The 11,464-nt window shown below is 35.6% G+C and carries 10 protein-coding genes and 4 tRNA genes; 2 read left to right on the forward strand and 12 right to left on the reverse strand.

Annotated elements, in window-relative coordinates; all coding sequences use genetic code 11:
* Positions 1-93 precede the first annotated feature (93 nt).
* From nrdG to ABS911_RS06485, 4 genes are all read right to left on the reverse strand, one after another.
* On the reverse strand, positions 94-654 hold the full coding sequence (gene nrdG, locus ABS911_RS06470; RefSeq protein WP_350466873.1) for an anaerobic ribonucleoside-triphosphate reductase activating protein: 561 nt from the start codon (positions 652-654) through the stop codon (positions 94-96).
* Entirely contained in the window at positions 641-2,857 is a 2,217-nt protein-coding gene (gene nrdD / locus ABS911_RS06475; RefSeq protein WP_350466874.1) for an anaerobic ribonucleoside-triphosphate reductase, read from the reverse strand. Before nrdD ends, nrdG begins: the two co-directional genes overlap by 14 nt.
* A gap of 163 nt (positions 2,858-3,020) precedes the next feature.
* A complete protein-coding gene (locus tag ABS911_RS06480; RefSeq protein WP_350466875.1) occupies positions 3,021-3,557 on the reverse strand; it encodes a methylated-DNA--[protein]-cysteine S-methyltransferase in 537 nt (178 codons plus the stop codon).
* 18 nt (positions 3,558-3,575) lie between these two features.
* On the reverse strand, positions 3,576-4,544 hold the full coding sequence (locus tag ABS911_RS06485; protein WP_350466876.1) for a tocopherol cyclase family protein: 969 nt from the start codon (positions 4,542-4,544) through the stop codon (positions 3,576-3,578).
* A 154-nt stretch (positions 4,545-4,698) separates the two neighbouring features.
* Between ABS911_RS06485 and proC the strand changes: the two genes are divergently transcribed.
* The gene (gene proC / locus ABS911_RS06490; RefSeq protein WP_350466877.1) at positions 4,699-5,511 is read left to right on the forward strand and encodes a pyrroline-5-carboxylate reductase; all 813 of its coding nucleotides are present in this window, start codon (positions 4,699-4,701) and stop codon (positions 5,509-5,511) included.
* Positions 5,512-5,551: 40 nt separating this feature from the next.
* Here proC and tadA read toward each other — a convergent pair whose 3' ends face one another.
* On the reverse strand, positions 5,552-6,076 hold the full coding sequence (gene tadA / locus ABS911_RS06495; RefSeq protein WP_350466878.1) for a tRNA adenosine(34) deaminase TadA: 525 nt from the start codon (positions 6,074-6,076) through the stop codon (positions 5,552-5,554).
* Positions 6,077-6,199: 123 nt separating this feature from the next.
* Here tadA and ABS911_RS06500 point away from each other — a divergent pair, with 123 nt between their 5' ends.
* Positions 6,200-7,063, forward strand: a complete 864-nt coding sequence (locus ABS911_RS06500) for a helix-turn-helix domain-containing protein (RefSeq protein WP_350466879.1) — start codon at positions 6,200-6,202, stop codon at positions 7,061-7,063.
* A gap of 67 nt (positions 7,064-7,130) precedes the next feature.
* On the opposite strand, the gene ABS911_RS06505 is transcribed toward ABS911_RS06500, so the two are convergent.
* The 7 genes from ABS911_RS06505 to ABS911_RS06535 form a co-directional block, all read right to left on the reverse strand.
* A complete protein-coding gene (locus tag ABS911_RS06505) occupies positions 7,131-7,514 on the reverse strand; it encodes a hypothetical protein (protein WP_350466880.1) in 384 nt (127 codons plus the stop codon).
* A 127-nt stretch (positions 7,515-7,641) separates the two neighbouring features.
* The gene (locus ABS911_RS06510; protein WP_350466881.1) at positions 7,642-10,134 is read right to left on the reverse strand and encodes an ATP-dependent Clp protease ATP-binding subunit; all 2,493 of its coding nucleotides are present in this window, start codon (positions 10,132-10,134) and stop codon (positions 7,642-7,644) included.
* Between the two features lie 23 nt (positions 10,135-10,157).
* A complete protein-coding gene (locus ABS911_RS06515; RefSeq protein ID WP_350466882.1) occupies positions 10,158-10,619 on the reverse strand; it encodes a CtsR family transcriptional regulator in 462 nt (153 codons plus the stop codon).
* 376 nt (positions 10,620-10,995) lie between these two features.
* Positions 10,996-11,069, reverse strand: a tRNA-Pro gene (locus ABS911_RS06520).
* Positions 11,070-11,097: 28 nt separating this feature from the next.
* Positions 11,098-11,171: transfer RNA gene (locus ABS911_RS06525), tRNA-Arg, on the reverse strand.
* 3 nt (positions 11,172-11,174) lie between these two features.
* Positions 11,175-11,263 (reverse strand) — tRNA-Leu (locus ABS911_RS06530).
* A 51-nt stretch (positions 11,264-11,314) separates the two neighbouring features.
* Positions 11,315-11,386, reverse strand: a tRNA-Gly gene (locus ABS911_RS06535).
* Between the last annotated feature and the right edge of the window lie 78 nt (positions 11,387-11,464).

The raw sequence follows: 11,464 nt of genomic DNA on the forward strand, positions 1-11,464 counted from the left end.
TGCTATCCGCTCCTTTAACTAGTTGTAGTGTAGCATATTCTCTACATTTCATGCTACTTCTCCCCAAAAATAAAGGCTCGATCATTTCTATATTTAAATAAACTGATTTTTCCATAAAATAACTTCATTCTGTTTCAATGATGCTTGTACATCAATAATACGCTGATTTGAACTCCCTCTAAACTGTAAAGTCAAATCTTTTTTCGCCAATTCAAAACGCCCATCTACCACAACATCTAGCAAGGAAAGCAGTTCTAACTTGTCGTCAGATTCTTGCATCAATTCTTGCCAAGTATATCCTGTCCATGACCAGATATCTTTTGTTTCACCATATTCAGAACGAATTCTTTTGGATAGTGGAATTGCTACTTGGGTATTTAAAAATGGCTCTCCACCTAAGAGCGTTAAACCTTGGACGTAAGGTTGCCGTAAATCTTCTATAATGGTATCTTCCAGTTCAGTTGTGTACTCAAACCCATATGCAAAATTTTGAGCGATTTTATTGTAACATCCCTTACACGCAAACAAACATCCGCTCATATACAAACTGCATCTCACACCTTCTCCATCAACAAAATTAAACGGTTTATAATCTGCGATTCGGCTTTGGCTGTAGTCCTTAGCCAGCCACTCTTTTGATTTAGGATTTCTCATCTTTTTTCTCTTCCTCATCATTTGGCATATGTTTGACTCGAGCTAAAATTTCTTTATGTCTTCCGTGAACCATTGGTCTAGCTTGAGGATTACCCAGGTAGCCACAAGTTCTTTTTACAACGTCACATGTTTCTGGATTCGTGTTGCCGCATTCTGGGCATTTAAATCCTCGTTCTGTTGGATCAAAATCACCATCAAATCCGCAATCGTAACAATGATCAATTGGCGTGTTGGTTCCTAGGTATCCAATACGGTCATATGCGTAATCCCACACGGCTTCCAACGCTTTTGGATTCTGTTGCATATTTGGGTACTCGCAATAGTGAATGAACCCCCCAGAAGTGAATTCCGGATAGTCTTTTTCAAATTCGATTTTTTCGAATGGTGTCGGCTTTTTGCGAACATCATAATGAAAACTATTCGTATAATATTCTTTATCTGTAATATTATCTATTATGCCAAACTTTTTCGTATCTAAACGACAAAAGCGATCGGTTAAACTTTCACTTGGAGTTGAATACACACTAAAATGGTAGCCATGTTCTTCTCCCCACTTATCTGCATTTTGTTTCATTTTTTTGAGTATCTCTAAAGTAAATGTTTTAGCTTCTTCATTCTTCTCCCACTCAGGCCCAAAAAATACCGTTGCTGTTTCGTATAGTCCAATATACCCTAAAGATACCGTAGCACGTTTGTCTTTAAACAAGTCATCAACATGAGCTTCTTTTTTGAGCCGCTTCCCAAAAGCTCCATGCTGATATAGAATAGGTGCATTTTCAGGTGAGGCTTCTTTTGTCCGCTGAACACGATAAACTAGTGCATCACGACAAACCATTAGCCGTTCTCTTAATATTTCCCAGAAAAAATCGACATCCCCATTAGATTCCATAGCGATACGTGGCAAATTCAGGGTAACAACACCTAAATTCATTCTCCCAGAATTCACTTCATTTCCTTCTGTATCTTTCCATCCTTGCAAAAAAGAACGACAGCCCATTGGAGCTTTAAAACTACCTGTTAAAGCGACAATTTTATCGTACATCAAAACATCAGGATACATTCTTTTCGTTGAACAAGTTAAAGCTAATTTTTTCAAATCGTAATTCTTATCTTCTGGATTTAAATTGATCCCTCTTTGAAGCGAAAATACAAGTTTTGGGAAAATAGCGGTTCTTTTTTCTTTACCCAAACCATTAATGCGCACAAGTAAGATGGAACGTTGAATTTCTCTTTCGAACCAATCTGTTCCCAGCCCAAATCCTAATGTTGTAAAGGGTGTTTGTCCTTGAGATGAATAAAGCGTATTGATTTCATATTCTAAGCTTTGCATCGCATCATAAATATCTTTTTTTGTTTTGTCTTTTGCGTACTGCTGCTGCTTTTCTTCACCTATAATCCATTCTTTAGCTGTTTCTAAATGTTTTTGGTAATTTAAACGGCTGTATGGAGCCAATACTTCATCGATTCGGTCGGCACTGCATCCACCATATTGACTAGAAGCTACATTGGCAATGATTTGAGCCATTTGAGCTGCAGCTGTTTGGATCGAACGAGGACTTTCTACTTCTGCATTTCCGATTTTAAACCCTTCATTAAACATACTTTTAAAATCAATCAGACAACAATTTGTCATTGGAGAATAGGGTTGATAATCTAAGTCATGATAATGAATATCTCCTTTTTGATGAGCATTAGCTACATGTTTTGGCAAGAGTTTAAGTCCAATAGATTTAGCAACTACCCCTGCAGTAAGATCTCTTTGCGTATTAAAGATATTGCTGTCCTTATTCGCATTTTCATTAACTAGAGTTTGTTCTTTACGCAATAGATGGTGAATAGCATAATTGATATCCGTTGATTGGCTTCTTTCCAAATCACGACGAGACCGATAAAGTAGATAAGCTTCTGCTAAATCATGTTCGTGAGCATCTAATAAAGTATGTTCTACGATACTTTGAATTTCATAGATCTTGATATCTGCTGAAAATCGTTTTGCAATTTCCTCTTTTACTTTTGTGACAATTCCATTTAATTCTTTCACCGTTTTTTTATCTGTCTCTTTTTCTAAGGACTGGTGTGCTTTCAATAATGCAGAAAAAATTTTTTCTTCCTTAAATTCAACTTCACGGCCATCTCTTTTTAACACTTTAAGCCCTTTTTTGTTCACTCTTTCACAAACATTCGCACCTTTTTCATATATCATACATTTACACCCTCTCATTTCCATCGAACACTATATGTAGTTGTTTAAAACATCATGATTCTATATCTAGTATATACGGAACTTGCGATTTCGTCTATGATTTTCATCGATCATAAAAAAAAAGAATCATACATTGAAAAATGCATGACTCTCATATATTAGATTAGTTCATAGTGGCCCTGTTTAAAGCAGTCTTTTCTAGCATCAATAATTTTTCTTTCATCTCTAATGTTCCTCGATACCCAGATAATTTTCCATTTTTATGAATCACTCGATGGCAAGGAACGACAATCAACAACGGATTTCTTCCTATTGCTGTTCCAACAGCTCGATAAGAACCCGGCTGTCCAATTTGAGTGGCAATCTCTCCATATGATTTTGTTTCGCCATAGGGGATGCTTTTTAAAGCTCCCCATACTTTCTGTTGAAAAAGAGTTCCATCAACATCTATCGGAAAAGTGAATGTCGTTCTAAGCTCCGTAAAATACTCCAAGAGCTGATTGTGATACATCTCTAGTCTTATGTCATCTTCGATTAAAATGGCTTTTGGGAAAAGTCTTGCAATTCCTAATTCAAGTTCACTCAAGGATTCATTTAAAGAACCTACAAAACAAAGCCCATTTTCAGTTGCCGCTAAGGATAACGTTCCTAGTTCATAGTCAAAAAAATGATAAAAAATTTTCTTTTGGTCACTTGACATTTTTTTCATCCCTTTCGTTTAAAATTCTACTATTTCTATACCAGCTAATTTACTAAAATCTTGATACTCGGTCAGACTTTTTTTATTCTTCAGAAAAATTTCAACTTCGCCAGATAAGCCTTCTTTTATCACTTTAGTCATAATACCATCTTTTGGAGCAATCAATTCACCAGCAGTTGTAATGGTACCTTTTATTGTCAGTTCAGCTTCTTTATTCTCAAGAAAAATAGTTACTGTATCACTCTTTTGATCCTTTATTGTAATTTTACTATTATTGTATGTTGCAAATCGGTACTCTTTATCATCTACTACTAGAGCACAGATAAATCCTTTAAAGGTTGTCACATGAAAGGGAATATGAGCTACTGAAAAAAAGATACTAGTACTTGGATTTTTAAAATGATTTGATTGTATCCATGTGTATTCCTTTGGAAAAGAAGTGCCCCAATCTTTTTCAATGTAACCTTTCCCCGTTGTGAAATCAATTTTTTGATTATTTATATTCAAGAAACCTTTTAAAGTATGGTTCATGCTGATCACACCATGGTAACACTCCATTTTTGGAATATACGCAAATCCGCCCATAATAGAAGGGGAAAGCAAAGTTTTTTCTATTTCCTGAAAAGCATTTAACGTTAATTTCCCTTGAATAGTTAGCTGTTCATCCCTAAGTTGAATCGAAATAAACGATTCTGTGAATACATTATCTCTAATTTGAACTAAAAACGGTTTATCTTGATAACTAAATTCATCTAAACGGTACCGAATATACCCCGTTTTTGTAACTTGCTCATTTTTTTCATTTAGCGCTACATAGATATACTGGATAAAACTATGCTCATCACCTTTAAATAAACTCACTCCTGGAATAAAACTGATACTGTTTTTTTCGTCTATTGAAACTTGTTTATAGTACCAGCCCTCAAAATAGTTCTTTTTGGTTAACGTTCCTTGAAAAAGAATTGGATTCCGTATTTTGTCAAACATCAGCTAACCTCCTACTTCTGCTTCTATACAAGTATACTATCATACTACTAATTGCTTATACACTTCTACCTAGCTATTGTAAGGGATAGATAAAACTATGTCTCTATCTATGGTAAAATAAATAAATAAAATGAAAATGTAGGAGTGTTGACTTATGAAAGTAGGATTCATTGGTATTGGAAATATGGCTGGTGCCATTATTAAAGGAATGATACAAAATGGACATACATCGAATCAAGATATTTATGTACACAATACAACTCCAGAAAAACTCGCACAGTTTACTGCAGAAACCGGAACTCAAGCTTGTTCATCGAATAAAGAATTAGTAACAAAAATCGACGTGTTAGTACTTGCAGCTAAACCAAATGTTTTTCCAACTATTTTAGCAGACATAAAAGATGAAATTGCTGCTCATCAACCTGTAGTGGTTTCTATTGCTGCTGGAACAACACTTCAAAAGTTATCCGAATTATTGAATGAAAGCAATCCAACCCCTATCATACGAGCAATGCCCAACCTAAACTCACAAGTTGGTGAAGGGATGACCGCCCTTTGCGGAAATGACTACACTACTCCGGAACAGTTAGCATTCGTTTTAAATATGTTTCAATCGATTGGCGAAACGATAGCATTACCCGAAAAAGACTTTAGTACCTTCACAGCGATTGCTGGGAGTTCTCCGGCATTTGTCTTTTTATTTATCGATTCGTTAGCAAGAGCTGCTGTGAAAAACGGGATGCGAAAAGACGTAGCAACCAAAATTGCTGCTCAAGCTGTTCTTGGAAGTGGAAAATTGGTACTAGACAGCAAAGAAACACCATGGAATTTGATTGACCAAGTTTCTTCTCCCGGAGGAACAACCGTTGAAGGGATTCTAACTTTAGAAGATACCGGTTTTATATCTTCTATCACTAAAGCGACTCAAGCTGTCATTACAAAAGATCAAGATATGATGCAGCAATAAAGCAACTAATTCGGCAAAAAAAATAGACGGCAACCTCGTATTATACTTGGTTGTCGTCTTTTTTGAGCTGTTCAGCTTTTCTTTGTAATTTTTCTTCTTTTTTACGCTTTCTTAATTCTCGGAAAAAATTGCTTAATAATTCGCCACATTCTTGTTCTAAAAGTCCTGCCTCAATTTGAACTTGATGATTAAACCGTTCATCCGTCAATAAATTCATCAATGTACCCGCTGTCCCGCCTTTAGGATCACTAGCTCCATAATAAAGCTCTTTTACACGAGACAAGATCATTGCGCCACTACACATAGGACAAGGTTCCAATGTCACAAATAACTGAGCTTCTTCTAATCGCCAATTACCTAAATTACGGTTGGCTTCTTGAATAGCTAACATTTCAGCATGTGTCGTTGCATCATTCGTTTCTTCTCTTCTATTATGTCCGCGACCAATAATTTTTCCATTTAATACAACGATTGCACCAATGGGAACTTCTAATTTTTCTTTGGCTTTATGAGCTTCTTTAATCGCTTCTTGCATAAAATACGTTTTATCTTCTGTGGTTAACATCTTCCCATTCCTTCGTCTGTTCTTTTCTTTATCATAGCATAATTTATCTACAAACTTATGAAAAAAATGATAGAATAGCATTATAGACAAAATGTAATGGTTTTCATTTAAAGGAGTGCTTTTATGAATTTTAATCAGTTTAAATCTATTTACCCGTCTGCCTTTTTAACTGATGACACAAAAAATGATCAGAATTATTTAACGTTTCCTTACAACAATCAATGGATCCACTTTGACAAAAAACACTTGACCTCTTCAGAAATAAAATTACTTTATCTTGTCTTTAACAAAACTGTTTCTGCTCAAAATACAGGTAATCCACAATCCAAATGGTCTGATTTTTTATTAGAAGATCAGCCACACTTGCCTATTGAAACTGGAGTTTATCGAATCATTCAATTTGATATTGATAAAAAAGACGCACGATTTGATAAGAAACTATGGCTAAGTTCTTTTAAAAGCTTCTTTAAAGATGTACAAGAGGCTTTCTTTATCAATGACCACTATGGACTATTGATCCACCGCTATTCAGATTATTCGATTGCCCAAGACGAAACGATTGGAATCTTACAAACCTTAGATGATGATTTTTCTACTAAAACTAGCGGCTATATTGGTCAACATTGGCCCATTTCTCTAGACTTCAAACATTTTTTTAAAGAAGAACAAGCTATCTTTTTTAATCAACTCAAAAGAAACAAACAAGTCTTTTCGTTACCTGATGTCGCACTTAGTTATTATGCTTCAGATGCTCTCTCAAAAAGTCCTATTATCCAATACTTAAAAAAAGACTTGGCTTCACATCCTGAAACTAAAGAATTGATTACAGCAATATGGTTAAATCAAGGAAATATCAGCTTGGCAGCAAAATATCTTTTTATCCACCGAAATACTTTGCAATACCGGTTAGATCGTTTCTATGAAGAATCAGGTCTTTCATTAAAAAATAGAAATGATCTACTTCTTTGTTACTTATTAACAATTTAAAAAGAATACTCTTGCGTTAAGTGATCACTTAACGCAAGAGTATTCTTTTTTATGAACAACTATTATTTTATTTTTTAAATTTATGTTTTAAGTCTTTTTTGTGATGTTTAAGTTCATGTTTCCAATCATGTTTTTTTTCCATGAAAGCATCTCTAAAATCACTAGTCGTGTCTTTGAAATGGTCTCCATAAGAGCTTACGCTACCTCTTAAATCTGAAACTTTGTCCACGACACTCAATAAGTTCGCTACTTCCATATCCGATAAGTCATCTACAACAGTCATTGCTTTTTCGTTTCCTTTTAATTTTTCTTTTACAAAGTATCTTGCTCTTTTACGATTGATTTTAGATTCGATTTTTTCCATTGCCATGTTTGAAGAAGAAACAACAATTGCTCCCACTGCAAATACTGTTCCAACTCCTATTAATAAAGCTTTAGTTGAATTTTTCATGAATAGCCACTTTCCTTTCGTCATTTCTTTATTTTTATCATAGCAGAAAGAAAATCAAAACACGAATAAAAACATCTACTATCCTTAAAAGATAGTAGATGTTTTACTTTTCTTATAAACAGTCGAATTATACGTTCTCAGATGTAGCTAACGATTTTTCGTTTACTTTTTTAAGATCTTTTACTGTAATTCGAATGGTTCCTTTTGAAGCACCGATTGTGACCTGATCACCGATTTTAACTCGGCCACTCAATAACTCTTCACTTAATCGATCTTCCACTTCTTTCTGAAGTGCACGACGAATTGGGCGTGCTCCATATTCAGGATCATAACCAGCTTTAGCAATCACATCAATAGCCGCTTGAGTGATTTTGACTTCAATATCCATATCTTTCAATCGTTTGATAATGGTGTGTGCCATTAATTTAACAATTTGAGTTAACTCTTCTTTTTCCAGAGAATGGAAAACAATCGAATCATCAATCCGATTGATAAACTCAGGTTTGAACGTTTTCTTCAATTCTTCCATGATTCGTTTTTCCATTGCTGAATGATCTTTTTTAGTATTTGCTGTACCAAATCCAACAGCTTTTTCTTCTCTTAATGCTGTTGCACCTAAGTTAGATGTCATGATCATCACTGTGTTCTTGAAATCAACTTTTCGGCCTTTGGCATCTGTTAAGTGACCATCATCTAAGACTTGTAATAATATATTAAATACGTCTGGATGAGCTTTTTCTACTTCATCAAATAGAATAACTGAATAGGGTTTTTGACGAATTTTTTCAGTTAATTGACCACCTTCATCATAACCAACATATCCGGGAGGTGAACCAATTAAACGACTCGTGCTATATTTTTCCATGAACTCAGACATATCTACTCGAACTAGAGCTTCTTCACTACCAAACATAGCTTCCGCAAGCGCCTTAGCTAATTCCGTTTTTCCGACACCTGTAGGACCTAAGAACATAAATGAACCAATAGGGCGGTTAGGATCTTTCAATCCACTTCTAGATCGTCTGATCGCTCTAGAAACTGAACCCACAGCTTGCTCTTGTCCAATTACACGTTTGTGCAACACTTTCTCTAAATTCATCAAACGGTCTGATTCTTTTTGTTCCATTTGTTGAATTGGAATACCTGTCCATAAAGCGACAACTTCAGCAATATCTCTTTCCGTTACTTGTAGAGAATTTGAAGCAGCTTTTCCTTCTTGTTTTTGAATTAAATTTTCGATCTTTTTGCGTTGCTTCATTTCTTTTGAACGAATTTTTGCTGCTTTTTCAAAATCTTGCAATTGAATAGCTTCTTCTTTTTCTTGTATTAAACCTTCTAAATCTGTAACCGCAGCTGCAACTGGTGAAGGTTTACTCGAAACATCCAATCGTACTTTAGAAGCTGATTCGTCTATCAAATCAATGGCTTTATCTGGTAGCTGTCTTGACGTAATATAACGTGATGAGTACTTAACAGCAGCATGTACTGCTTCATCTGTAATTTCAACACCATGGTGTTCTTCATAACGAGAACGCAATCCTAACAGTATCTCTTCAGCTTCTTCTTCTGAAGGAGCATCCACATGAATGGGCGCAAATCGTCTTTCTAAAGCAGCATCTTTTTCAATATATTTTTGGTATTCATCTAAAGTTGTTGCTCCAATCGTTTGCAACTCGCCACGTGCTAATGCAGGTTTTAAGATGTTAGATGCATCAATTGCACCTTCTGCTCCACCAGCACCAATTAAAGTATGCAACTCATCTATAAATAAGACCACTTCGCCATCTTGATAAATCTCATCAATCACTTTTTTCATTCGTTCTTCAAATTCACCACGATATTTTGTACCTGCTACCAATGAACCCATATCTAGCATCATTAATCGTTTATTGGCTAATGCGGCTGGAACTTCTCCGTCAATAATTTTTTGTGCTAAACCTTCTGCAATAGCTGTTTTACCAACACCAGGCTCCCCAACCAAAACTGGATTGTTTTTTGTTCTACGACTTAAAACTTGAATAATACGTTGAATTTCTTTGTGACGACCAACAACTGGATCCAGCTTTCCTTCTCTTGCGACTGCGGTTAGATCACGAGCTAATGAGTCCAATGTAGGCGTGCCGGCAACTTGTTTAGCAGCAGGCTTGGCTTTTCTTCCTTTACCATTCGTTACATCACTCAAACCGATTTTTTTCAATACGATTTGACGAGCTTTATTTAAATTAATGTCTAAGTTGTTTAAAATCTTAGAAGATAAAATGTCTTCTTCACGCAATAATCCTAACAATAAATGTTCTGTACCAACAAGTGCTGACCCCATACGTCTTGCTTCATCTGTTGCAAACGTAATAGCTTGTTTGGCTCTTGGCGAATAAGGAAGGATCGCATTTTTAGAAAGGTACTTCATAGTACCATAACCTGTAAAGTGTTCAATTTCTTCACGAATATCCATTTCAGTAACAGAAAATTGTCTTAACGTTTTTCCTGCAATACCATCTTGTTCCATAATTAACCCTAAAAGAATATGCTCAGTTCCTACAGAATGGTGACGAAATCCTTTTGCTTCTTCTTGCGCCATGATCAAAACCATTCTTGCTTTTTCAGAAAATAATTCATCCATTCATTTCGCCTCCGTTTTATACTTTACTCATATTTTAAATTGTTTAAAAAAGCTACTAATAATTTAGCTCTTAACTCATTTTCATCTGCTCCGCTAGAATTGAGAAGTGATTTTTCCATTACTGCTAACATGATGTTTGCCTCTCGTTTAGTCAACATCTCAGATTCAAATAATCTCTCTATAATAGAATAAGCATTCTTTTGAGAAATCTTTTTCCCAATAATATCGATCATCATATCCAACATTTCAGCTTCATCTAACAATTTCACTTTAATGATTCGTATATACCCGCCACCACCACGTTTACTTTCAACCAAATAGCCTTGTTGTACAGTAAAGCGAGTATTTATCACATAATTTATTTGAGAAGGAACACAATTAAATCGATCTGCCATTTCACTACGCCTAATTTCGACTTGTTCATCTTGACCTAAAACTTTTTTTAAATAAGCTTCAATGATATCCGACATATTTTGATTGTGCATGGGGTACTTGTTACTAAAACATTTTAATGTATGGTAAAGATCTTATCTCTAATTGCTCTACATTGCAATGGTGTTTTTTTAGTAACACTCCTTTTCTTTTAGTCCTAACACTAGACGTATTATTTAGCTTACCTTTAAAATTGCTAAAAGCAAATTAAATTAATAGTGGAGGATGCTTCCAGTAAACCCCTGGAGCATTCTTGACTAATACTGACTTTCATTATACGAGAAATAAGAAGATTTGAAAAGCATCTCTACTTACTTTCTTCTAATTCAGCCTGTAAATTTCCTTTACGTGCGATCATACTCACCTAGAAAATAAACAAAAAAAGATAATTCCTCTAAATCAAGAGAAATTATCTTTTTAAATTATTTATCGGGAAGACAGGATTCGAACCTGCGACCCCTTGGTCCCAAACCAAGTGCTCTACCAAGCTGAGCTACTTCCCGTTACTGAGTTTATTCTTTTTTAAAGAAATGCACCCAAGAGGACTTGAACCTCTAACCCCTTGATTCGTAGTCAAGTACTCTATCCAATTGAGCTATGGGTGCAAATGGTGCCGAGGGCCGGAATCGAACCGGCACGGTGATCACTCACCGCAGGATTTTAAGTCCTGTGCGTCTACCTGTTCCGCCACCCCGGCTTTAGAACAGTATTTTCATTCTTGCGAATGACCTCACTAGTTGAACTAGTAAGCGAAAGACGGGATTCGAACCCGCGACCCCCACCTTGGCAAGGTGATGTTCTACCACTGAACTACTTCCGCGAACATGCGGGTGAAGGGACTTGAACCCCCACGTCTCTCGACGCTAGATCCTAAATCTAGTGCGTCTGCCAATTCCGC

The sequence above is a fragment of the Carnobacterium sp. genome (genome assembly GCF_040274425.1).

What these genes read in the sequence shown, in the direction of transcription:
- nrdG (WP_350466873.1), bottom strand. Translation starts at nt 654, where the DNA reads ATGAGAAATCCTAAATCAAAAGAGTGGCTGGCTAAGGACTACAGCCAA.
- nrdD (WP_350466874.1), bottom strand. Translation starts at nt 2,857, where the DNA reads ATGATATATGAAAAAGGTGCGAATGTTTGTGAAAGAGTGAACAAAAAA.
- ABS911_RS06480 (WP_350466875.1), bottom strand. Translation starts at nt 3,557, where the DNA reads ATGTCAAGTGACCAAAAGAAAATTTTTTATCATTTTTTTGACTATGAA.
- ABS911_RS06485 (WP_350466876.1), bottom strand. Translation starts at nt 4,544, where the DNA reads ATGTTTGACAAAATACGGAATCCAATTCTTTTTCAAGGAACGTTAACC.
- proC (WP_350466877.1), top strand. Translation starts at nt 4,699, where the DNA reads ATGAAAGTAGGATTCATTGGTATTGGAAATATGGCTGGTGCCATTATT.
- tadA (WP_350466878.1), bottom strand. Translation starts at nt 6,076, where the DNA reads ATGTTAACCACAGAAGATAAAACGTATTTTATGCAAGAAGCGATTAAA.
- ABS911_RS06500 (WP_350466879.1), top strand. Translation starts at nt 6,200, where the DNA reads ATGAATTTTAATCAGTTTAAATCTATTTACCCGTCTGCCTTTTTAACT.
- ABS911_RS06505 (WP_350466880.1), bottom strand. Translation starts at nt 7,514, where the DNA reads ATGAAAAATTCAACTAAAGCTTTATTAATAGGAGTTGGAACAGTATTT.
- ABS911_RS06510 (WP_350466881.1), bottom strand. Translation starts at nt 10,134, where the DNA reads ATGGATGAATTATTTTCTGAAAAAGCAAGAATGGTTTTGATCATGGCG.
- ABS911_RS06515 (WP_350466882.1), bottom strand. Translation starts at nt 10,619, where the DNA reads ATGCACAATCAAAATATGTCGGATATCATTGAAGCTTATTTAAAAAAA.